The sequence below is a fragment of the Olleya sp. NP1-10 genome (assembly GCF_055804415.1).
On sequence record NZ_CM147840.1, the window covers coordinates 2,819,532 to 2,845,124 of the forward strand.

Consider the following 25,593-nt stretch of genomic DNA (forward strand, 5'->3'; position numbering starts at 1 on the left):
CTCTTTTTTTAAAGGTCGTTCATGATCAGAAACATCATATTTCCATGACGATTTAGCGTGCCTGATAAATTGTATCTTTTTACTCATAACGGTCGTTTAAAATCATTTTTTATCGATAAAGTTTTTTCACAATACATTTTAACGTGTTTTTGGGTGCTATAACATATTTATTTGATTTAGAGCAATTTTCATACTTCATTTGTTGTGCTATTAATTGATTTCATCCCTAAAATCTAAAAAATAACAATAAACTACAATTAGCACTTGTGGTAATTCTCCCCAATTTTGTAAAGTTTTTTAGCAAAAAATTAAAAATATATTTTAACGCAATAATATTTATATTATGAGGGTAGTAAACAATTATCTTACTAGTTTATACAAAATAAACCAGTTTTGTCCTTCAATGCTTAAAATTTACAATAAAAAAAGTTTTGAAAAAAATTAAACTAAATTTTATTAAGCAATTACTATTTATAGTACCTCTTTTTGCTAGCTTTTCTATTAAAGCACAGGTCAAAAAAGAATTTGCACCTCGTTATAACTCTACTTTAACAGGTGATGTAACAATTATTGCTAACAATATGCTGTCAAGAACAGCTACTAATAATTACAATGGTAATGGAGATAATCATACTTTTACCAATAATGTATATGTTGATATAGATAACGATAATACAACATTTAATTCTAGTAGTGCAAACCTTTCTAACCCAAGACCAAATGATCCATGTCTTCAAATTGAAAAAGTACTATTATATTGGGCAGCTGCAGACAGAGGTACTGATACACCTAATGGAACCCAAACTGACAACCAACCAAACTGGAATTACAATGATGTAAAATTAATGTTACCTGGCCAAACTAGTTATACAACTATAACTGCTGATGATGTCATTTATAGAGGTCGAGATGAAAACCCGCTTATTAACAATGACCCATACGTTTGTGTTAAAGATATTACAAACAATGTAAATAATTTAAGCAATCCATTTGGTAAATTTCAAGTAGCTAATGTTGAGGCTAAAACCGGCTTTTTAATTTCTCATGAAAATACAAACACTGGTACTTCTGGAGGTTGGCAGATTATAATGGTATATAAAAGTGAAAATTTAAAAACTAGAAACATTACACTTTTTGATGGTTATGCTAATGTAACAAGCTCTCAAAACAACTTTAATATTGATGTCTCTGGTTTTCAAACAGTACCTAACGGAAGCGTTAAAGCAGATATTGTAATTGGTGCTTTAGAAGGAGACAGATCTTTATCTGGTGATAGATTACAAATACGAAATACATCAAATAACTTTGTGGATATTGATGCTCCACAAAGAAATACTTTCAATTTCTTTAATAGTAGAATAACTGTAGATAACAATAATTTTACAGATAGAAATCCTGCAAGTTTAAATACTCTAGGTTTTGATGCTGCTGTGTTTTCTTTAAGTAATAATGGAAATAATATACTTGACAATAATCAAACTTCTGCAACTTTTAGATTAACCTCTAATCAAGAAACTTATGGCCTTTTTGCTTTGGGATTTTCGGTTGAAGTTTACGAACCTATTATACAAACTATTTTTACTGCATCACCATCTAATATTACTCCTAGTAACACTGCTCAAACAGTTACTTATTCAGCTAATGTATCCAACATAGGTAATGATAATGCTAATAATGTTTCTTTAAGTACAGTTATTCCTTTAGGTTCTGAATTAACATTACCAATTATAGGTTTAGCTTCTGGTATAAGTTATAGTTATGATAACAACACAAGAGTCTTGACTTTTGGTATAAATAATGGTTTATTAGACACAAACGAAAGTTTAGATTTACAGTATCAAACAACAATAAACGATCAATGTTATTATTTAACTAATAATTGTTCAGACATTTTAGAATCTAACCTAGTTGCTCATTACAGTGGAGAATTAAATATTAAAGATTTTGTCAGTAATAGTTCTAACGATGTAGATGAATGCAATATTGGTAACAACTTAAATACTATTGTTACTGTGAATGCTCCTGCAAAAGCCACTTGGATTACAAATGCAAATGATCTTGATCGAACAATTGAATGTAATGATACAAATGCATTAAATTCTGCTCAAGCTTTATTTCCTCAAGCATCCTGTTCAGGCCTTACTATAATCAAAACTTCTGGTCCATTCGTATCAAGTTCAAATTGTCCAACCATTGGTACTTATACAAATACATGGAATTTTACAGATTCCTGTGGTCGTACAATTTCAAATTATGTACAAATAATTACCATTGAAGATACTACGCCTCCTAATTTTGATAGTACTCTACCAAATGACATAACTGTGACTAGTGACAATATACCAAACGTTACTACTGTAACAGCTACAGATAACTGCGGAGAGGCAGTTGTATCTTTTTCTGAAACTGAAACTGGTAATATTTGTGACGGAAGTTATACCATAACTAGAACATGGATAGCAACAGATGAATGTGACTTAACAGTAAGTCATACACAAACAATAACAGTGACTCAACCTGTGCTATCAGCTAGTATAGTATCTATAACCGATGTATTATGTAATAGCGAAGCTACTGGTAGTATTGATATTTCTGTAACTGGTGGTACTGCACCTTACTCTTACATCTGGAACGATACTAATAATACTACAACTCAAGACTTAAATAATGTTATTGCTGGTGCTTATAATGTTACCATTACGGATGCTAATGGATGTACAACGACTTTAAGTGATACTATTTCTGAACCGGCTACTCCGCTTAGTTTAAATATTACTAAAATGGATGCTACATCTGCTCAAGGTTGTAATGATGGACAAGCTACTGCTATTGTGTCTGGTGGAACTGCTGGATATACTTACCTATGGAGTGCTTCTGCTAATAACCAAACAACTGCTACTGCTAATAATTTACCTGAAGGAACTCACGCTGTTACCATTACTGATGCCAATGGCTGTCAAATCACGCAAAGTATTGTTATACTATGTGTTAACACTTGTGATGCTGAAATTAATATTGATACTATAACCAATGTCCTTTGTACTAATGAAAGTACTGGTGCTGCTACTGTATCGGCTAGCTCTGATGCTAATCCTAATGCGACCTTTACTTTTACTTGGTCAAATGGTCAAGTAAATACCGGTGTAACCTCTAGTACTTTAGATAATCAAACTGCTGGTGTGTACTCTGTTAGTGTGACTATTGACGGAACAGTTTGTCAAGCGGTTGAAGAAACTATCTCTATTACAGAACCTAGTAATGCGCTTAATGTAACTGCTGTTACAACTGATGAATCTGGTCCTGCAACTGGTGACGGAACTGCTACTGCTACTGCTACTGGTGGTGTACAACCTTACCAATACTCTTGGTCGCCTGATGGGCAAAATACGAATCAAATTACTGGACTTAGTGCTGGTAACTATACCGTAACCGTTACTGATGCTAATGGATGTACAGATACGGTTACTGTAACTGTTAATCCTGGTTCTTGTAATAACCTCTCTGTGACTGGTACTTCTACTCCTGCGGTGTGTTTTGGTCAAAGTAATGGAACTATTAATGCTACAGTAACTGGTGGCTCTGGTAACTTCACTTATACTTGGGATACTATTACTAATACAACAACTGCTGTTAGTGATCTGCCTGCTGGTGATTACACAATTACTGTTACCGATCAAATAACTCAATGTACTGCCAATACAACTATTACTATTAATCAACCTAATCAACTAAGTTCAGCTATTGCTGTTTCAAACATACTTTGTAAAGGTAATCTAACTGGTGCTTTAGATTTAGCAGTTAATGGTGGAAATGGAAACTATACTTTCCTGTGGGATGACGCTAATGCTTCTACTACGGAAGACTTAATTAATGTGCCTGCTGGGACTTACACCGTTATTATTACTGATGATAAAGGCTGTACCACTACTAACTCTGCTACTATACTAGAACCTGATACTAACGTTAACGCAACTATTGATGCGCAAACTAACGTAGATTGTTTTGATGGTGATAATGGACAAATAACCATTGTTGGTAATGGGGGAATTAGTCCTTACTCTTACTCTATTGATGCTGGAAATACTTACCAAAACAATGGAACGTTTAGTAATCTAACGCAGGGTAATTATACCATTACCGTTTTAGATGCTAATGGATGTTCCTTTGATCAATCAGTTACTATCTCTCAACCGGATGCGGTGCTATCTGCTACTATAGTATCTATAACCGATGTATTATGTAATAGCGAAGCGACTGGTAGTATTGATATCTCTGTAACTGGTGGTACTGCGCCTTACTCTTATATCTGGAACGATACTAATAATACTACAACTCAAGACTTAAATAATGTTATTGCTGGTGCTTATAATGTTACCATTACGGATGCTAATGGCTGTACAACAACGATAAGTGATACTATTTCTGAACCGGCTACTCCGCTTAGTTTAAATATTACTAAAATTGATGCTACATCTGCTCAAGGTTGTAATGATGGACAAGCTACTGCTATTGTGTCTGGTGGAACTGCTGGATATACTTACCTGTGGAGTGCTTCTGCTAATAACCAAACAACTGCTACTGCTAATAATTTACCTGAAGGAACTCACGCTGTTACCATTACTGATGCCAATGGCTGTCAAATCACGCAAAGTATTGTTATACTATGTGTTAACACTTGTGATGCAGAAATTAATATTGATACTATAACCAATGTACTTTGTACTAATGAAAATACTGGTGCTGCGACTGTATCGGCTAGTTCTGATGCTAATCCTAATGCGACCTTTACTTTTACTTGGTCAAATGGTCAAGTAAATGCTGGAGTAACCTCTAGTACTTTATCAAATCAAACTGCTGGTGTGTACTCTGTTAGTGTGACTATTGATGGAACAGTTTGTCAAGCGGTTGAAGAAACTATCTCTATTACAGAACCTAGTAATGCGCTTAATGTAACTGCTGTTACAACTGATGAATCTGGTCCTGCTACTGGTGACGGAACTGCTACTGCTACTGCTACTGGTGGTGTACAACCTTACCAATACTCTTGGTCGCCTGATGGGCAAAATATGAATCAAATTACTGGACTTAGTGCTGGAAACTATACCGTAACCGTTACTGATGCTAATGGATGTACTGACACGGTTACTGTAACTGTTAATCCTGGTTCTTGTAATAACCTCTCTGTGACTGGTACTTCTACTCCTGCGGTGTGTTTTGGACAAAGTAATGGAACTATTAATGCTACAGTAACTGGTGGGTCTGGTAACTTTACTTATGCTTGGGATACTATTACTAATACAACAACTGCTGTTAGTGATCTACCTGCTGGTGATTACACAATTACTGTTACGGATCAAATAACCCTGTGTACTGCCAATACAACTATTACTATTAATGAACCTAATCAACTAAGTTCAGCTATTGCAGTGTCAAACATACTTTGTAAAGGTGAGCTAACTGGTGCTTTAGATTTAGCAGTTAATGGTGGAAATGGAAACTATACTTTCCTGTGGGATGATGCTAATGCTTCTACTACGGAAGATTTAATTAATGTACCTGCTGGGACTTACACCGTTATTATTACTGATGATAAAGGCTGTACTACTACTGATTCTGCTACTATACTAGAACCTGATACTAACGTTAATGCAACTATTAATGCGCAAACTAATGTAGATTGTTTTGATGGTGATAATGGACAAGTAACCATTGTTGGTAATGGGGGAATTAGTCCTTACTCTTACTCTATTGATGGTGGAAATACTTACCAAAATAATGGAACGTTTAGTAATCTAACGCAAGGTAATTATACCATTACCGTTTTAGATGCTAATGGATGTTCCTTTGATCAATCAGTTACTATCTCTCAACCGGATGCGGTGCTATCTGCTACTATAGTATCTATAACCGATGTATTATGTAATAGCGAAGCGACTGGTAGTATTGATATCTCTGTAACTGGTGGTACTGCGCCTTACTCTTATATCTGGAACGATACTAATAATACTACAACTCAAGACTTAAATAATGTTATTGCTGGTGCTTATAATGTTACCATTACGGATGCTAATGGCTGTACAACAACGATAAGTGATACTATTTCTGAACCGGCTACTCCGCTTAGTTTAAATATTACTAAAATTGATGCTACATCTGCTCAAGGTTGTAATGATGGACAAGCTACTGCTATTGTGTCTGGTGGAACTGCTGGATATACTTACCTGTGGAGTGCTTCTGCTAATAACCAAACGACTGCTACTGCTAATAATTTATCAGAAGGAACTCACGCTGTTACCATTACTGATGCTAATGGCTGTCAAATCACACAAAGTATTGTTATACTATGTGTTAACACTTGTGATGCAGAAATTAATATCGATACTATAACCAATGTACTTTGTACTAATGAAAGTACTGGTGCTGCGACTGTATCGGCTAGTTCTGATGCTAATCCTAATGCGACCTTTACTTTTACTTGGTCAAATGGTCAAGTAAATGCTGGAGTAACCTCTAGTACTTTATCAAATCAAACTGCTGGTGTGTACTCTGTTAGTGTGACTATTGATGGAACAGTTTGTCAAGCGGTTGAAGAAACTATCTCTATTACAGAACCTAGTAATGCGCTTAATGTAACTGCTGTTACAACTGATGAATCTGGTCCTGCTACTGGTGACGGAACTGCTACTGCTACTGCTACTGGTGGTGTACAACCTTACCAATACTCTTGGTCGCCTGATGGGCAAAATATGAATCAAATTACTGGACTTAGTGCTGGAAACTATACCGTAACCGTTACTGATGCTAATGGATGTACTGACACGGTTACTGTAACTGTTAATCCTGGTTCTTGTAATAACCTCTCTGTGACTGGTACTTCTACTCCTGCGGTGTGTTTTGGACAAAGTAATGGAACTATTAATGCTACAGTAACTGGTGGGTCTGGTAACTTTACTTATGCTTGGGATACTATTACTAATACAACAACTGCTGTTAGTGATCTACCTGCTGGTGATTACACAATTACTGTTACGGATCAAATAACCCTGTGTACTGCCAATACAACTATTACTATTAATGAACCTAATCAACTAAGTTCAGCTATTGCAGTGTCAAACATACTTTGTAAAGGTGAGCTAACTGGTGCTTTAGATTTAGCAGTTAATGGTGGAAATGGAAACTATACTTTCCTGTGGGATGATGCTAATGCTTCTACTACGGAAGATTTAATTAATGTACCTGCTGGGACTTACACCGTTATTATTACTGATGATAAAGGCTGTACTACTACTGATTCTGCTACTATACTAGAACCTGATACTAACGTTAATGCAACTATTAATGCGCAAACTAATGTAGATTGTTTTGATGGTGATAATGGACAAGTAACCATTGTTGGTAATGGGGGAATTAGTCCTTACTCTTACTCTATTGATGGTGGAAATACTTACCAAAATAATGGAACGTTTAGTAATCTAACGCAAGGTAATTATACCATTACCGTTTTAGATGCTAATGGATGTTCCTTTGATCAATCTGTGACTATTACTCAACCGGATGCGGTGTTATCTGCTAGTGTGAATTCACAAATAAATACAATATGTGGCTCCTCTAACGGATCTGCTACTATATCCGTAGAAGGTGGTACTGAACCATACGAGTATTTATGGAATGACAATTCAGCACAAAGTACTCCAACAGCAACTAACCTAGATGCTAATACTTATAATGTAACCATAACAGATGCTAACAATTGTAGCATAACTTTACCTGTTACAATAACTAATTCATGTATTAACATCGTTAAAACAGGAGTATATAATGATGAAAATCAAGATAATTGTTCTAATTCAAACGAAACTATAACCTATACATTTACAGTCACTAACAACGGTAATACTCCTTTAGAGAACATTATTATTTCTGATCCTTTATTCGAAAATTCTAATCCGAATACAATTATAACTTTAGTTTCAGGTGATGAAAACTCTAATAATATTTTAGAACAAAATGAAACTTGGATATATACAGCAAATTACCCAATAAATCAAACTCAAATTGATTCTGGTTTAGTAGAAAATCAAGCGACAGTTTCAGCTACGAATATTGATAACATTACTGTATCTGATATATCAGGAACTACAGTAGATACTGATAATACAACAGTAATTACACTTTGTACTTCTTCAGGTATCAATGTTGTTAAAACTGCTGCTATTGCAAATGGTGATACATGCTTAGCGATTGATAGTCAGGTTATTTATACTTTTACCGTTACCAATACTGGTTCAGTATCTATTGATACTATTACTATTAACGATACATTGCTTGGTGGTGATATTACTGCTGATGTTACTCTTGCTGGTGATACTAATAATGATAATATCTTACAACCTACTGAAACTTGGACTTATACTGCTCCTAATTATACAGTTACTCAAGCAGATGTTGATTCTGGAAGTATTACTAACACAGTAACAGTTAATGGTAATGATGTTTTAGATAATACTAATGTAACTGATAACGATACATATGTCATTGATCAAGATAATACAGAAGTAAGTTTCTGTGACCCTACAATAGGTATCAATGTTGTCAAAACTGCTACTATTACTAATGGTGATACATGTTTAGCGGTTGATAGTCAGGCTACTTATACTTTTACCGTTACCAATACTGGTTCGGTATCTATTGATACTATTACTATTAACGATACATTGCTTGGTGGTGATATTACTGCTGATGTTACTCTTGCTGGTGATAGTAACAATGATAATATCTTACAGCCTACTGAAACTTGGACTTATACTGCTCCTAATTATACAGTTACTCAAGCAGATGTTGATTCTGGAAGTATTACTAACACAGTAACAGTTAATGGTAATGATGTTTTAGATAATACTAATGTAACTGATAACGATATATATGTCATTGATCAAGATAATACAGAAGTAAGCTTCTGTGATTCTACAATAGGTGTCAATATAGTTAAAACAGGTGTCTTCAATAATGACAATTTAAACGAATGTAGTGAAGTAGATGAAACCATCACTTACACTTTTACAATAACTAATACTGGTTCAATTTCATTAGAAAATGTAATCATTTCTGATCCTCTATTAGAAAATGCAACTCCAGCTGTCACAATAACTTATATTTCTGGAGATTTAGATAACAATGGTCATCTTGCTCCAACCGAAACTTGGTTGTACACAGCAACTTATTTAATAACACAATTAGATATTGATGCTACAGAAGTAGTCAATACAGCAACCGTTTCAGCTGAAGCTATATTAAACGGAAATACTGTTACAGATACAGATCAAATTACGACTGAATTGATTGAAGATACTACAGCTCCAGCTTCTAATGATTGTGAAATCTTAGATACAACTATTGAATGTGATGGAAATAATAACGAAACATTAGCTGAAACTTGGAACAATTCAAACCTTTCTGCTCTTGAAAATTGTGTTACAGATGCATGTGATGCTAACGTATTAATTACATCTGATTTTAATTTTGATAATTTTGTAACAACTTGTGGTTTTAGCGGAGCAATTGATGTGATATATACTTTAACAGACACTTCAGGAAACTTTAGTACGCTTACAGCAACTCTAACAATAATTGATACAACAGGCCCTTCATTAGTATCTACTATCGATTTACCAAATAGTGTCACTTGTTCAACTATTCCTGAAATACCAGAATTAGTATTTGAAGATGGTTGTTCTACTACAGATATCACAGTTGTATTTAACGAAACAACAGAGTTTACAGGAAATGAAGAAATCTATGATTTAGTTTGGACATGGACTGCAACAGATAATTGTAGTAATGATACTATTATTACTCATGTTACTAATGTTTCAATAGAAAACTTTACGATTCCGCTAAATGAAGAAAGATGTACTTTAGATGGGTTAATAGATTTATATGAATATTTACCTGTAGATGCTGATACATCAATAGAATGGGACGTACTAACTGATGGTACAGAAATAACTGATGGAATATTTGATCCACTTGAAGTAGAATTAGGAGATTACGTATTTACTTATACAACTTCAAATGGCACTTGTTTAACATCCTACGAGTTAACATTGACAATTAATGATGATTGTATAGTATTACCCTGTGGTGAAGATGATTTAAAAATATCTAAGGCTGTAACACCAAATGGAGATAATTACAACGAGACTTTTGTAGTTGGTGGGCTTGAGCAGTGTGGTTATATCATCGATATTAAAATCTTTAATAGATTTGGGGATATTGTTTTTAAATCTTCAGATTACCAAAACGATTGGAGTGGACAAAGTCCAAGTGGGTCAGTTGGATCAGCTGGACGCCTACCAAACGGAACATATTACTACGTAGTTAACATATTAGATAGTGGAATTGATACCCTAGCAGGACCTCTTTATTTAGGAACTAAATAAAACGATAAATGAAAAAAGTAAATATATATATTGTTGGTACATTGATTATGTTTAGTTGCACACAACTACTAGCGCAGCAATTACCACAATTTTCGCAATATATGTTTAATACAATCTCTATAAATCCTGCATATGCTGGAAGTAGAGAAACTATTAGTATTGTTGGATTACATAGAAGTCAATGGGTTGGCCTTGCTGGCGCACCAACAACTTCTACTATCTCTGCTCACGCACCTCTTAAAAATGAAAAAGTCGGACTTGGTTTATCTGTAATTAATGATGAGTTAGGTTATGAAAATTTTGTTTATGCTTATGGAGATTTTTCATATACGATACAAGTATCAGAAAAAACAAAATTAGCCTTAGGTTTAAAAGCGGGATTTACGCATTATAATCTTGATCAAGAAGGTTTTCTTGATGATCCAACAGTATCAACAGATCCATTTTTTAGTAATTTTACCAATAGATGGAATCCTAATATTGGAGTTGGTGCATACTTACACCAAAATAAATGGTATGTAGGACTTTCCGCACCTAGAATTTTAAATACTGATTATAACGAAAGTGATTTAGATCCTGAGATAGACTATATAGCTATTGAACGTGTTGGATATTATTTTACAGCAGGATATGTATTAGATTTAAATGACAATCTTAAATTAAAGCCTTCTACACTAGTAAAAGTTACAAATGGAGCTCCTATTTCGTTTGATGTTAGTGCACATTTATTATTTGACGAAACATTTTGGTTAGGTGGAAGTTATAGATATAATTCAGATACTTCTACTTTAGGTGCTCTTGCTGATTTCCAGGTATCACCACAATTAAGAATTGGATATGCCTACGAACATTATATATCGGATTTAAGACCTTACACTGGTGGAACACATGAAATACTACTAATGTTTGAGGTATTTAAACCAACAAAACGTGTAAAATCACCTAGATATTTTTAAAAAATGAAACTAAAAATAACTTTATATTTTTTTCTATTCTTTTTTGTTCAATTTACTATTGCACAAACAAAAGTTGCTGACAATTTTTTTAGAGATTATGCCTACGAAAAAGCTGCAGAACTTTACAAAGAAGCTTTAAAAAAAGAAGATAGTACTGAGCATATATTAACTAGAATTGGTGATAGCTACTTTAACACAAGTAAAGTTGAAAAAGCTGAGTTTTGGTATAAAAAAGCTATTGATAAGTACCCAAAAATAAACTCAGAGTACATATACAAATATGTTCAAACTTTAAGGAGTCAAAAAAAATATGATTTAGCAAATGATTATTTAAGAACATTTAATGAATCCAATAAGAGAGATAAACGTATTAAAGATATTGATAATTTTAATATCGAAAATTATAATCAGTTGACTAATACCGAAAAAGTTTATGTCGACATTGAAAACCTTCCGTTAAATACTGCTTATTCTGATTTTGGTGGTTATGAACATAATAATACATTGTACTTCTACTCTACTTGGGTTAAAGATTCTATCACAAATGAAAAAGAACTATATGAATGGAATAAAGAACCCTTCTTAAATATTTTTCAATCTGAAATTAAAGTTGAAAATAAAGAAAAAAGTTTTGGAGAACCTGTAAAATTAAATTCTTCAGTAAATACAAAAGATGATCATGAAGGATTAGTAACAATTACTAATGATGGTCAAACAATATATTTTACAAGAAATAACGTTAATAAAAAAGAAAGACGTCAATACTCAAAAGAAGGTACATCTAATTTAAAAATTTACAGAGCAAGTAAATCTGATGACAGTTGGGATAATATAGTCGAACTTCCATTTAATAATGATGCTTACTCTTGTGGTGCACCTGCTTTAAGTCCTGATAACAAAACATTATATTTTGTATCAGATATGGAAGGTGGTTTTGGACAAACGGATTTGTATAAAATTGCTATCAAGCCTGATGGTTCATATGGTACACCTATAAATTTAGGAAATGATATTAATACTGAAGGAAATGAAAAATTTCCGTTTGTAGCTAAAGATTCTACATTATATTTTTCCAGTGATGGAAATTTAAATTTAGGTTTGTTAGATATTTTTGAATCCAATATTTTAAAAATTAAAGAAACCGACACAACCCAAGTTTATATTAAAAACCTTGGTGCACCATATAACAGCCCGTTTGACGATTTTTGTTATTTCATTGATTCAGAGACACAAACTGGCTATTTCTCTTCTAATCGTGAAGGTGGAAAAGGTGGAGATGATATATATAGCTTTGGAAAATACGATTGCAAGCAATTAGTATCTGGTGTTATGTATGATGAACTCACAAAAGAACCATTAGATAAAGTAATGGTATCTTTATTAGATGATAATGGTAAAGTGATTGAAACTTTCTTTACTAAAGAAGATGGTAAGTATGAATTTAAAGACATTGGTTGTGATAAAACCTACACCATCTTAGGAGAAAGAGTAGTTTATAAATCTAACAAGAAAGATTTTGTAACCTCACCTAAAAATCAAGATAAACCTACAGTTGATTTATACTTAAAACCATTGATTATTGATAACGAAATAGTTATTAATCCAATTTATTTTGACTACGATAAGTCCAATATTAGACCTGATGCTGCTTATGAATTAGAAAATATTGTAGCGGTTATGAGAGAACATCCAAAGATGATTATTAAAATTGAATCTCATACAGATAGTCGTGGTAGAGATAACTATAATTTAAAATTATCTGATAGACGTGCTAAATCAACTAGAGATTACTTATTCTCCAGAGGTATTGCAACAGACAGAATACTGAGTGCTATAGGTTATGGAGAATCCCAAATACTTAATGAGTGTAAAAACGGAGTTAAGTGTACCGATGAGAAACATGAGGAAAACAGACGCTCTAAATTTATTATTACCAATGAGTATCAATAAGTTATTTTAAATAATTAACAAACAGAAAAGCCATTCTAAATTTAGAATGGCTTTTCTGTTTTAATCTATAAGGTCACATTAGAAGATCATTCAAATAAAGACTGTTACAATACTTATATAGATTAGCAATAATTAGCTTAAATAAGATTTAAAGTAAATAGAATTAACTCAAATAGCTAAATAAAAAAGCCTTTCCGAATTTGGAAAGGCTTTTAAGTATAATGATTAAATTTTTATCTTTTCATGAATATATTAGTAAAATACCACTTATTATTTTTACCCAATTCTGCAGAAATTTCAAAATCTGTATAGTCTCCTTCAATATTACCTTTGTGTCCTTCACTATTTAACCAAGCATTAACTACCGACTCAGCACTTGTAAAACCATAAGCAACATTTTCTGAAACTTTAATAGCATTAGCATTGTCTACTAAAAATGACTTTCTGCTAAAAAAATTATCATGATTTACTTCACTAACATCAACCATATAGTCTGTATGAGAATACGCCTGACCTTTAATTAATTGATGACTTTCTAAACTATTTAAACCAATACTAATTCTGTGTTGATTAATTAATTCCAAAATTTCAATTTCAATTGGTTTAGCCTCAGGAATAACTAATGCGTTAACATCTTGATTAGGTTGATCTTCACTATCTGATGAGCAAGAAGACATTGTAATTGTAAAACAAATAACAGTAAGTAGGTAAGTAAAATGTCTCATTTTATTGTGTTCTATAGGTTTGGGATTGCTAAAGTAGAACACTACTACCTTTAAAACTGTTAATAAAATGTTAAAATCGATTAAAAACATGTATTTTAACGCTAATACATGCTTTTCGTCGATGTTTTAATGGTTTTACTTACATTTTATCCGTGAAATTATGGTGATAATCGATTTTTAACCCAATTGAATTCAGCATCTAAATCATATAAGATTCTGTCATGCAATCTGTTAGGTCTTCCTTGCCAAAACTCAATAGAAATAGGCTTAACAATATATCCACCCCAAAAATCTGGTCTTTCTATAGTTATACCCTCATAATCGACTTCTAATTGCTTTAGTTTTTGCTCTAAAACTATTCTGTTTTCAACAATACTGCTTTGGTTGGATGCAATTGCACCTAGTTGACTACCTCGTGGTCTGGACTCAAAATATCCATCACTTAAATTATCTGCTATTTTAGTAGCTTCACCTTTAATAATAATTTGTCTTTCTGCTCCATGCCAAAAAAAGATAAACATACGTTAGGATTGTGTTGTATAGCTTTCCCTTTTTCACTTTCGTAATTTGTATAAAAGATAAAACCTTCGTAAGTAAACTTTTTAAGCAGTACTACTCTACTTTTAGGATATCCATCTACTCCTATGGTAGATATTGTCATTGCATTAGTTTCATCCTCTGGAAAATGTTTATCTACATCATTAAACCATGTTCTAAACAATTCAAAAGGATTTTCAGGAGTGCCTTTAAGGAGTAGTTCTCCTTTTTCGTAAGATTTTCTATAGTTACTTAAGTCTTTTTCCATGACCGTAATTTAAATATTTAAAAGATTTTTTGCTATTTTAGTATATGGTTTATTCTCAATTACTTATTAGTTTTATACTAATTGCTACAGGTTACTTAGTTAAAAAATATCCCAACTTAATTGCTGGTTATAATACGTTACCTAAAATTAAAAAAGCTAAAATTGATATTGTTAGTTTATCCAACTTTTTAAAACGTCTGCTAGTAGGTTTAGGTGTATTTTGCATTATTAATTATGCTATATTAACAATGTGTTTAATTAGCAATCGTATAGTCATGTATTGCAATACAATAATTATTATTGTGGTTCTTATCATTGGTTTGATAATAGTTAATAAACGTTTTAAACTTTAAAACTCAAAAACTTTACCATCGTCCCCTAACTTAACGTTATCAAATATTGTTTGAGCTTCATCTTTAAAAACATTTAAATCTGAATATCTTGTAGAATAATGTCCTAATATTAATTGCCCAACATTAGCTTGTTTAGCTATACTTGCGGCTTGTTTAGCTGTACTATGTTTTGTTGGTGCTGCTAACTTAGCGTGTTGATCCAAAAAGGTAGATTCATGATATAAAACATCCACTTCATTTATTATTGGTATTATCGCTTCGTTATAAGCTGTATCACTACAAAAAGCATAACTTTTAGGCTTATTTGGAGGGAAAGTGACTGTATTATTTTTAATTAACGTACCAGCTTCATTTGTGACGTCAAAGCCTTGTTTTAACTTACGGTAGTAAGACACATCTATATCGCTATTTAGTACAGCGTTCATGTTTAACTTACGCTCACCTTCTTTTTCTTTAAATAAAAATCCATTAGTATATACGCGATGATCCAATGGTATGGTTTGGACAGTAACTTTTTGATCTTCGAAAATAATTTCAGAAGATTTACTTGTTAATTCATGAAAATACAGATTATAATTGGTCCACGAATTAGACAATTTCATCTGAAGTGTTATTACTTCTTTTAATCCTTTAGGAGCATAAATATGTAAATCTGTATCACGTCCCAATAATCTAAAAGTTGAAATTAGTCCAACTAAACCAAAAAAATGATCACCATGTAAATGCGAAATAAAGATATGTTTAATCCTGTTAAACTTAACTTTATTTTTTCTTAATTGTACTTGAGTACCTTCTCCACAATCAATTAAAAAAATATGATTGTTTATTTCTAAAACTTGAGCAGTTGGATTTGTAAATGTACGTGGTGTTGCACTGTAACAGCCTAGAATATTTAATTTCATTATTTAAAATCCTAAATCACGTTCCATATCTTCCATTTCAATAATATCATAGGCTTCTTGTAAAGTTGGTACTATGATAATTTCATCTGGAGTTTTATCTACATCAATCCCTTCGTTTACAATTACAAATGAATGTTTTGCAGAACGATGTTGATTAGATAATCTTAAAAATTCTATTATTTTTTCTAAGGAAATTGGGGTACCTGTGTTTAAATTAACAATAATATTATTGTTTTTATATTTTGGATACAGCGTTTCTATTTTTTTGACCAATTCTATAACCGAAGCCTTCTCTTGGGTAATAATGGTCGTGTTTTCGTTTTGATCTATAATCATGACTATTGTTTTATTTTTGAAGCTAATAAGTAGATTACTGCCATCCTTACTGCTACTCCATTTTGTACTTGATCTAATATTATAGCTTGTTTTGAGTCTGCGACATCACTAGTAATTTCCACACCTCTGTTAATTGGTCCTGGATGCATAATAGTAATCTCTTTGTCAAGACTGTCTAAAAGTGCTTTATTAACTCCAAATTGTTGAGTGTATTCTCTGGTTGATGGAAAGTAACTAATATCCATACGTTCGTTTTGAACACGTAACATATTTGCAACATCACACCAGTTTAATGCTTTTCTTAAATTGGTTTCAACCGTTACTCCCAATTTTTCAATATGTTTAGGTAATAATGTTTTTGGTCCACAAACCATAACATTGGCTCCTTGCAATTTTAATGCGTATATATTAGACAATGCTACACGACTGTGTAAAATATCTCCAACTATAACTACATTTTTCCCTTTAACTTCTCCTAATCGTTCTCTTATTGAATAACTATCTAATAAGGCTTGGGTTGGATGCTCATGTGCACCATCTCCTGCATTAATAATACTAGCGTTAACATGCTTAGATAAAAAAACACCTGCTCCTGGATTTGGATGACGTATTACTACCATATCCACTTTCATGGATAATATATTATTTACTGTATCTATTAAAGTTTCACCTTTTTTAACCGAAGATTGAGATGCTGAAAAGTTAATCACGTCAGCAGACAAACGTTTTTCGGCTAATTCAAAAGACAATTTGGTACGAGTCGAGTTTTCAAAAAACAAATTGGCTATTGTAATATCACGTAATGAAGGTACTTTTTTAATCGGACGATTAATCACCTCTTTAAAATGATCGGCTGTTTTAAAAATAAGCTCAATATCTTGTTTGTTAAGATATTTAATTCCTAATAAGTGATTGACACTTAACTCGCTCATAGTATTTAGTATTCTAGTGGTAAAATTAATTACCTGTTAGTCAATTAATTTAATGTAACCCTAATTTTGTATTAAGTAAACTGCATCTTCTCCCTCATTTTCTAACCAATTTACTTTTACTTTTTCGTTATTAATAGCATCGACTTGACGTCCTCTGTAATTAGGCTGTATAGGTAAATGTCTACTAAAACGTCTATCTATTAGTGTAAGTAATTCAATTTCGGTTGGTCTTCCAAAAGACTGTATTGCAGTTAATGCTGCACGTATGCTACGTCCTGTATATAAAACATCATCTATAAAAACAACTTTTTTATCTTCGACGTGTACATTTATTTCTGTACTATTAGCTTCTAAAGGTTTATCTCCTCTTCTGAAGTCATCACGATAAAAAGTAATATCTAGATGACCTAATTGTAAATTTTTGATTTTGTACTCATCCTTAAGCATTGCAGCTAAACGGTTTGCCAAATATTTTCCTCTTGGTTGCAAACCAATTAATACGGTATTTGAAAAATCATTATGATTTTCGATGAGCTGACAAGCCAATCTATGTAGAATGATATTGACTTCTTTAGCATTAAGTAGCACTTTTTGACTCATAGTGTTCCAAACGGATTTGGTAAACAAAGTTAAGGTAAAAAATTAGTGTTTGCAATTACTGAAGTAATAGTTAAAAGTTTTTCTATAAAAAAAGAAAGCTATTTGCTTTCCTTTTTTTCAAAATTGATTTTACTAGTCAAAATATAGTGTTTATTGTTTTATAAATTTTAAGGTTTTAAATGTATTATTATTAGACATTTTAAGGATATAAACGCCTTTTGCTAAATCAGAAATATTAATGGTATCGATATATTTATGATCTTTTTTTGAAGTACTTTTTTTCCTAAAATATTATAGACTTCATAATTTTTGAAACTTGTATTATTAGTTATCTTAATAAGATTTTGTTTTACAAAATAATTAAGTTTAGGATCTTGAATATTAATATCTAATGAACTTTTTAGAATACTAGAATTAATAAAAGTAGTAGTATTTTCTGTCAAAACACAACTAGTACTTCCTAGTGTTGAAAAGGATATTATAAAGAATAATAAGAAAATTGAAGTAGTTTTTTGCATATATTCACTGTGTTATCATCCTAAATATAAAGCAATTACAAATAAAAAACTATTATTTATATAAAACTTTAACATTTAATCTTGTTATTGCGGACTTAATCGTTATAATTTATTATTTCAATCTAATATTAAAGTAGGATAATTTACAAATGTTTTATAAAATAAAAAAACCTCTCATTAATGAGAGGCTTTTTAAATATAAGATATAAACTTAAAGCTTATGCTTTACCGTCCATTTTATCTTTTAACGCTTGTAAAGCTTCGTTAGCATCACCTAAAGTAGGTTTAGACTCTTCAGCTTGAGCAGCAGCTTTCTTAGCAGCAGCTTTTACATTTGCCATTTCTTCTGCTTTAAATATAGCAGTATGAGAAGCAACAACACGTTTGAATTCTTTGTTAAATTCGATAATCTTGAATTCTGCAGAATCACCTTTCTTTAACATCTTACCGTCTTCTTTTTCAAGGTGACGAGAAGGTACAAAAGCAACGATATCTTCGTTAAATTCAATAGTAGCTCCTTTATCTACAACATCAGCGATTTCAGCTGTGTGAGTTGTATCTAAAGCAAACTCAGTTTCGTATTTATCCCAAGGGTTTTCAGTTGTTTGTTTGTGACCTAAAGATAATTTACGTCCTTCAACATCTAACTCTAATACAACAACATCTAATTTGTCTCCTACGTTACAGAACTCTGATGGGTGTTTGATTTTCTTAGTCCAAGATAAGTCAGAGATGTAAATTAATCCATCAATACCTTCTTCTAATTCAACAAATACACCAAAGTTTGTAAAGTTACGTACAATACCTGTGTGCTTAGAACCTACAGGGTATTTAGTTGTAATATCTGTCCAAGGATCTGCAGATAATTGTTTGATACCTAATGACATTTTACGATCTTCTCTATCTAATGTTAAGATAACTGCATCAATTTCGTCTCCAACTTTTACAAAGTCGTTAGCCGAACGTAAGTGAGTAGACCATGACATTTCTGACACGTGTACTAAACCTTCAACACCTTCTGCAACTTCGATAAATGCACCATAATCAGCGATTACAACAACTTTACCTTTTACTTTATCTCCAACAGCAACAGTTTCACCTAATGCATCCCATGGGTGTTTAGATAATTGTTTAAGACCTAATTGGATTCTAGACTTATCTTCATCAAAGTCTAAGATTACAACATTTAATTTTTGATCTAACTCAACAATTTCATTTGGATGGTTGATACGAGACCAAGATAAATCTGTAATATGAACTAATCCATCAACTCCTCCAAGATCAATAAATACACCATAAGAAGTAATGTTTTTAACAACACCTTCTAGTACTTGACCTTTTTCTAATTGACCAATAATTTCTTTCTTTTGCTCTTCAATATCAGCTTCAATTAAAGCTTTATGAGAAACTACTACGTTTTTGAATTCGTGGTTGATTTTCACAACTTTAAATTCCATAGTTTTGTTTACGTACTGATCGTAATCTCTAATAGGCTTAACATCGATTTGAGATCCTGGTAAGAAAGCTTCAATACCAAAAACATCTACAATCATACCACCTTTAGTACGACACTTTACAAAACCATTTACGATTTCTCCAGTTTCGTTAGCTTTGATTACTCTGTCCCAAGCCTTAATTACACGAGCTTTTCTGTGAGATAATACTAATTGTCCTGTTGCGTCTTCACGTACATCAATTAATACTTCTACTTTGTCTCCTACTTTTAAGTCTGGGTTGTATCTAAATTCGTTTAATGAAATAACACCTTCAGATTTTGCATTGATGTCAATGATTGCATCACGATCTGTAATATGAATTACTTCTCCTTCTACAACTTCGTCATCTAAAGTGTCTACGAAATTTTCTGATACTAATTTTTCAAATTCTTTTAATTGAGAATCTTCAACCTCATCAATACCTTCTTGGTAATTGTGCCAGTTAAACTCAGCTAAGAATTTTTCAGGGTTTGCTTGTGCTTCAGATATTACTGGAGCGTCTTGTTTTGCTGTTGCAGCTGCTTGAGCTTCAACGTCTGCTTGTTTTGCTTTTTCAGCCATTGCAGATAATAATTTGTATTCTGTTGTGTTTTAGAAGATTAAAGGCGCTAACACACAGAAGTGTTATAAATAAAATTGTTTTAGTCCCTTCCTATCTTTCTTATATGCGCTAAAAAGGTGTGCAAAAATACTACTTTTTAATCATACTGCCTAATGGTTATTAAAAAATATTAAAATACTGATTTTTAATACTTTAAAAAATTCTGAGAAATCACGTTAAAAACAGTTTAACCGACAAATAAAGCACTTTATCTAACTTTTAACAAAAGTAATATTTTGTTAATATTTCTGCTATTTTAATTACTATCTTTAAACTGATTAACAAATTAAAACAAATATTTTATGGCTGTAAGAGCAAAATATCAAGGTGTACTTGATTTAGGAGAAAAATTAAATATCGCTAACGGTGACGTTACTGAAGAGAATGGTGTATTAAAAGTTAAAGGTACTGCTGCTACACAATATGATAAAAACCTTATTTGGGATGCTATTAAAGAAGCTGGTGGAGATAGCCCTTCTGACATATTAGCTAATATTGAAGTTGCAGATGATTCTGTTTATGCTAGACATACTGTTGCTGGTGGAGACACTTTAGGTAAAATTGCTAAACATTACTATGGTAATGCTGCAAAATACACTGCTATTTTTGAAGCTAATAAAGATATCTTAGATAATCCTGACATGATCAAAGTAGATCAAGAATTAAAAATACCTAACTTATAGGCTTATTATAAGTAACTAAAAAAGCGAATTGATAATTAACTATCAATTCGCTTTTTTTATGCTTCAGTATTTAATATTTAGTTTTTAGCTACTAACTGTTTTTGTTACTAAATCTAAAACTTTGTCAAACTGTTCTTTTAAGGTCAAATCAGAATTATCAATCTCTATAGCGTCATCTGCCTTTACTAAAGGAGAATCCTCTCTGTGACTATCTATATAATCACGCTCTTGAACATTACGTAAAACGTCTTCATACCTAACCTCATCACCACGACTTATCAATTCATCAAAACGTCGTTTAGCACGTTTATCTGCTGAAGCTGTCATAAAAATTTTTAGTTCTGCATAAGGAAAAACTACTGTACCAATATCGCGACCATCCATAACAACACCTTTATCTTTTCCCATTTGTTGTTGTTGCTTTACTAACTGATAGCGGACTTCAGGGATTGCTGCAACTTTACTAACAAAACTAGAGACTTCAAGAGTTCTTATTTGATGCTCTACATTGTTTCCGTTTAAATACACTTCTGCAAAACCTAATGTTGGATTAAACTGAAAATTAATTGTAATAGTATCTAAATGAGATACCAAAGCAACCACATCAAACTGATCATTATCAATCCATCCATTTTGCATAGTAAATAATGTAACAGCTCTATACATAGCTCCTGTATCTACATATACATATCCTAAGTGTTTTGCTAATTGTTTAGCTACAGTACTTTTACCTGTAGATGAAAAACCGTCTATTGCTATGGTTATTTTTTGCACTTATATTATTTTAGATTGCAAAAGTAGGAATTATAATTCGAAAAAATAAGCTTGACTTTAGGGGCTTTACTAATTGATTGAAAAAGGAGAAAGTCCACTTGAATAATGATATTCAAAATCAATGATTTCTCCTGTATCTATAGTATCACGACCTATAAGATAATAGGTTGTGCCTGTATGAAGGTGAGAAAACTTTTTTGCTTTATGAAAAGTAATAGTTTCGCCTGGTTTATAAACTTTGACAGATTTTATGTCTTCCCTGTCGTAATCTGAAGCTTCGTTTAGATTTAAACTATAATGCGAAAACCTTATTTTAGTATCAGACCATTGTATGGTTGCATAATCATTTAATTTGAAAGGAATATTCAAATATTCTGAATACGGTTTAACATCTGACACATCTTCTTTCTTCTCATATATTAATGTAAAAAAAATAACACCTACACCTAAAATAAAACAAGCTAAGGCTACCTGTAAAAACTTTATTATAAATTTAGAATCGATAGCCATAGTCAATATCTATTTTGTCAAGTTAGAAACAATGTCTTTTATTGGTAAAATTTCTTTTGTATGCTCTATACTAGGACCTGCAACCCAAACCGTTTTATAAGTCGCCTTTTTAGCTGCTTTTTCTGTAGCTTTCATTCCTATTGAAAAACGAATCATTTTAACCCATTTTTTCAATTTTTTATTTTTATTTAATACACGTTCTAACCAAGTTTGCTTAGTCCCTATTTTCTGTACATAAGGTGTATTAATAACTGTACATGGTGTCCCAGAGATACGTTCTGTCATTATAATATCTTCTGCTCCATAATCAACACAAGCTTGCTTATATTCGTCTGTAACACCTGCTTCTATTGATGCTATAAAAGGACTACCAACAGATACACCTTCTGCACCATAACTAAGCATGGTATCAATATCTGCTTTACATCCTACTCCACCAGCTGAAATCACAGGTATACTTAAAGCTTTACTTAATTGATTAGTTAATTCTTGAGGAGAGATATTACCACGATGTCCACCTGCTTGATTATTAACTGCTATTGCAGCATCTGCACCCAATTGTTCTACTTTTTTAGCAAAACGCAAATCCGTAACATCACAAAACACTTTTATTCCTGCTTTATGTGCTTGATTAATGGTTTCTTCTGGGCTACCTAAAGACGTTATAATAAAATCACATCCTTCCTCACACAACACTCTAAGTTGCTCTTTATATTTGATATTAGATTTATTAACTATTAAATTAAATCCAAAAGATCCTCCTTCAACTTTATTAGCCTTTAATTGCTGTATTGCAGCTTTAAGCTCTTCTAAAGTACGATAATTTAACGCAGGTATACAACCAGCAACACCAGCTTTCATTCCCTCTGTCACCATAGCAACATTAGACACTAAAAACATTGGTGCTTGAATTATTGGATATTTTATATTTAATAGTTGAGTTAATTTAGTTTCCATTGTTCAGTTTGTTATACATACAAATATAGGAATAAATTTATTATGCATGCATAGTTTTTTTGCTTGATTGAAAACAAAAAAACGCAACCAAGTTAATGATTGCGTTTTAAATATTATGTGATTCTGATATTTAATCAGATCTATAATTATTTTACTTCTTCAAAGTCCACATCTTCAACATCGTTTCCTTCCGCTGAGTTGTCTGCTCCTGCTCCTGCATCTGGTCCAGGTTGTCCACCTTGAGCTTCTGCTTGAGCTTTATACATTTCTTCACTTGCAACTTTCCAAGCTTCGTTAATTTTTTCTAACGCTGGCTCGATAACAGCAAGATCTTTACTTTCGTAAGCTGTTTTTAATTCTGCTAAAGCTGCTTCAATTGGTGCTTTTTTATCATCAGATAATTTGTCACCAAATTCTTTTAATTGATTTTCTGTTTGGAAAATCATAGAGTCAGCCTCATTTAATTTTTTAGCTGTTTCTGCTGCTTTTTCATCTGCTTCAGCATTTGCTTCAGCATCAGCTTTCATTTTTTGAATTTCTTCTTCAGTTAAACCAGAAGACGCTTCAATACGAATATCTTGAGATTTTCCTGTAGCTTTATCTGTAGCAGATACTTTAATAATTCCGTTAGCATCAATATCAAAAGTTACTTCAATTTGAGGTGTTCCTCTTTGTGCTGGTGGAAGACCATCTAAATGGAAACGTCCAATTGTTTTATTGTCTGCTGCCATAGCACGTTCACCTTGTAATACGTGAATCTCTACTGATGGTTGGTTATCTGCTGCTGTTGAGAAAACCTGAGACTTTTTAGTTGGTATTGTTGTATTTGCTTCAATTAACTTAGTAAATACGTTACCCATAGTCTCGATACCTAATGATAAAGGTGTAACATCTAATAATAATACATCTTTTACATCTCCAGTTAAAACTCCTCCTTGGATTCCTGCTCCTAAAGATACTACCTCATCTGGGTTTACTCCTTTACTTGGTGCTTTTCCAAAAAATGCTTCTACTGCTTTTTGTACTGCTGGTATACGTGTAGATCCACCTACTAAAATAACTTCGTCAATATCAGATTTTGATAAACCTGCAGATTTTAATGCAGTTTGACATGGCTCAATAGTACGTTTTACTAAATCGTCAATTAATTGTTCAAATTTACTACGTGTTAAAGTACGTACTAAGTGTTTTGGTCCACTAGCTGTAGCTGTAATGTATGGTAAATTGATTTCTGTTTGCTCAGAAGATGATAATTCAATCTTAGCTTTTTCTGCAGCTTCCTTAACACGTTGTAAAGACATTGGATCTTCTCTTAAATCCATTCCTTCTTCGTTTTTAAACTCGTCAGCTAACCAGTCTATAATTTTTTGATCAACGTCATCTCCTCCTAAGTGCGTATCTCCATCTGTAGATAATACTTCAAATACACCATCTCCTAATTCTAGGATAGATACATCATGTGTACCACCACCAAAGTCAAATACAACAATTTTTTGGTCAGTACCTTTTTTGTCCATACCATAAGCTAATGCTGCTGCAGTAGGCTCGTTAATAATACGACGTACTTTAAGTCCTGCAATTTCACCAGCTTCTTTAGTAGCTTGTCTTTGCGAGTCATTAAAATATGCTGGTACTGTAATTACTGCTTCAGATACATCTTGACCTAAGTAGTCTTCAGCAGTTTTTTTCATTTTTTGTAATACCATTGCAGATAATTCTTGTGGTGTGTATAAACGACCATCAATATCAACACGTGGTGTGTCATTATCTCCTTTTACTACTTTGTAAGGTACACGTTCTGCTTCTTTTTTAGATTCAGAATATTTGTTACCCATAAAACGTTTAATAGAATAAACTGTTTTTGTTGGGTTTGTTACTGCTTGTCTTTTAGCTGGATCTCCAACTTTAATTTCGCCTCCTTCTACAAAAGCGATAACTGAAGGTGTCGTACGTTTACCTTCTGCGTTTGGGATAACAACAGCTTCATTACCTTCCATTACAGAAACGCATGAATTTGTTGTTCCTAAATCGATTCCAATAATCTTACTCATAATTT

15 protein-coding genes and 2 pseudogenes are annotated in these 25,593 nt (G+C 32.3%); 5 read left to right on the forward strand and 12 right to left on the reverse strand.

Going from position 1 to position 25,593, the window contains the following annotated elements:
- Window positions 1-431: 431 nt before the first annotated feature.
- Genes AC0L4B_RS13235 through AC0L4B_RS13245 form a run of 3 tightly spaced genes read left to right on the forward strand, consistent with a single transcriptional unit; the run spans window position 432 to window position 13,345 of the window.
- Window positions 432-10,439, forward strand: coding sequence for a DUF7507 domain-containing protein (locus tag AC0L4B_RS13235; protein ID WP_473437334.1), 10,008 nt, complete (start codon window positions 432-434; stop codon window positions 10,437-10,439).
- 8 nt (window positions 10,440-10,447) lie between these two features.
- Entirely contained in the window at window positions 10,448-11,395 is a 948-nt protein-coding gene (locus tag AC0L4B_RS13240; RefSeq protein ID WP_473437335.1) for a PorP/SprF family type IX secretion system membrane protein, read from the forward strand.
- A 3-nt stretch (window positions 11,396-11,398) separates the two neighbouring features.
- Complete coding sequence (locus AC0L4B_RS13245) at window positions 11,399-13,345, forward strand: OmpA family protein (RefSeq protein ID WP_473437336.1); 1,947 nt, start codon at window positions 11,399-11,401, stop codon at window positions 13,343-13,345.
- Window positions 13,346-13,578: 233 nt separating this feature from the next.
- Here AC0L4B_RS13245 and AC0L4B_RS13250 read toward each other — a convergent pair whose 3' ends face one another.
- Both AC0L4B_RS13250 and pdxH read right to left on the reverse strand, forming a co-directional pair.
- Window positions 13,579-14,070, reverse strand: coding sequence for a CAP domain-containing protein (locus AC0L4B_RS13250; RefSeq protein ID WP_473437337.1), 492 nt, complete (start codon window positions 14,068-14,070; stop codon window positions 13,579-13,581).
- Window positions 14,071-14,228: 158 nt separating this feature from the next.
- A pseudogene (pdxH, locus tag AC0L4B_RS13255) lies at window positions 14,229-14,875 on the reverse strand (pyridoxamine 5'-phosphate oxidase).
- Window positions 14,876-14,919: 44 nt separating this feature from the next.
- Between pdxH and AC0L4B_RS13260 the strand changes: the two are divergent.
- On the forward strand, window positions 14,920-15,228 hold the full coding sequence (locus tag AC0L4B_RS13260; protein WP_473437338.1) for a DUF3784 domain-containing protein: 309 nt from the start codon (window positions 14,920-14,922) through the stop codon (window positions 15,226-15,228).
- Here AC0L4B_RS13260 and AC0L4B_RS13265 read toward each other — a convergent pair.
- The 6 genes and pseudogenes from AC0L4B_RS13265 to rpsA all read right to left on the reverse strand — a co-directional run bounded on the left by AC0L4B_RS13265 (window position 15,225) and on the right by rpsA (window position 20,573).
- A complete protein-coding gene (locus AC0L4B_RS13265) occupies window positions 15,225-16,130 on the reverse strand; it encodes a ribonuclease Z (RefSeq protein WP_473437339.1) in 906 nt (301 codons plus the stop codon). The two genes, AC0L4B_RS13260 and AC0L4B_RS13265, sit on opposite strands and share 4 nt — an antisense overlap.
- Before the next feature lie 3 nt (window positions 16,131-16,133).
- The gene (locus tag AC0L4B_RS13270; protein ID WP_473437340.1) at window positions 16,134-16,466 is read right to left on the reverse strand and encodes a ribonuclease Z; all 333 of its coding nucleotides are present in this window, start codon (window positions 16,464-16,466) and stop codon (window positions 16,134-16,136) included.
- A 2-nt stretch (window positions 16,467-16,468) separates the two neighbouring features.
- On the reverse strand, window positions 16,469-17,398 hold the full coding sequence (locus tag AC0L4B_RS13275) for an aspartate carbamoyltransferase catalytic subunit (protein WP_473437341.1): 930 nt from the start codon (window positions 17,396-17,398) through the stop codon (window positions 16,469-16,471).
- A gap of 60 nt (window positions 17,399-17,458) precedes the next feature.
- Window positions 17,459-17,998 carry a bifunctional pyr operon transcriptional regulator/uracil phosphoribosyltransferase PyrR gene (pyrR, locus tag AC0L4B_RS13280; protein WP_473437342.1) on the reverse strand — a complete coding sequence of 180 codons (540 nt, stop codon included), beginning with the start codon at window positions 17,996-17,998 and terminating at the stop codon, window positions 17,459-17,461.
- A 150-nt stretch (window positions 17,999-18,148) separates the two neighbouring features.
- A pseudogene (locus AC0L4B_RS13285) lies at window positions 18,149-18,259 on the reverse strand (T9SS type A sorting domain-containing protein); the annotation flags it as partial.
- A 475-nt stretch (window positions 18,260-18,734) separates the two neighbouring features.
- A complete protein-coding gene (gene rpsA, locus AC0L4B_RS13290; protein ID WP_473437343.1) occupies window positions 18,735-20,573 on the reverse strand; it encodes a 30S ribosomal protein S1 in 1,839 nt (612 codons plus the stop codon).
- Window positions 20,574-20,915: 342 nt separating this feature from the next.
- Between rpsA and AC0L4B_RS13295 the strand changes: the two genes are divergently transcribed.
- Entirely contained in the window at window positions 20,916-21,296 is a 381-nt protein-coding gene (locus AC0L4B_RS13295; protein ID WP_473437344.1) for a LysM peptidoglycan-binding domain-containing protein, read from the forward strand.
- An 84-nt stretch (window positions 21,297-21,380) separates the two neighbouring features.
- Here AC0L4B_RS13295 and cmk read toward each other — a convergent pair whose 3' ends face one another.
- The 4 genes from cmk to dnaK form a co-directional block, all read right to left on the reverse strand.
- Window positions 21,381-22,070 (reverse strand): (d)CMP kinase, encoded by a 690-nt coding sequence (gene cmk / locus AC0L4B_RS13300; protein WP_473437345.1) that lies wholly within the window; start codon window positions 22,068-22,070, stop codon window positions 21,381-21,383.
- A 69-nt stretch (window positions 22,071-22,139) separates the two neighbouring features.
- Complete coding sequence (locus AC0L4B_RS13305) at window positions 22,140-22,580, reverse strand: hypothetical protein (RefSeq protein WP_473437346.1); 441 nt, start codon at window positions 22,578-22,580, stop codon at window positions 22,140-22,142.
- Between the two features lie 9 nt (window positions 22,581-22,589).
- Entirely contained in the window at window positions 22,590-23,537 is a 948-nt protein-coding gene (locus AC0L4B_RS13310) for an NAD(P)H-dependent flavin oxidoreductase (protein WP_473437347.1), read from the reverse strand.
- Window positions 23,538-23,683: 146 nt separating this feature from the next.
- Entirely contained in the window at window positions 23,684-25,588 is a 1,905-nt protein-coding gene (gene dnaK, locus AC0L4B_RS13315) for a molecular chaperone DnaK (protein ID WP_028290782.1), read from the reverse strand.
- Window positions 25,589-25,593 lie beyond the last annotated feature (5 nt).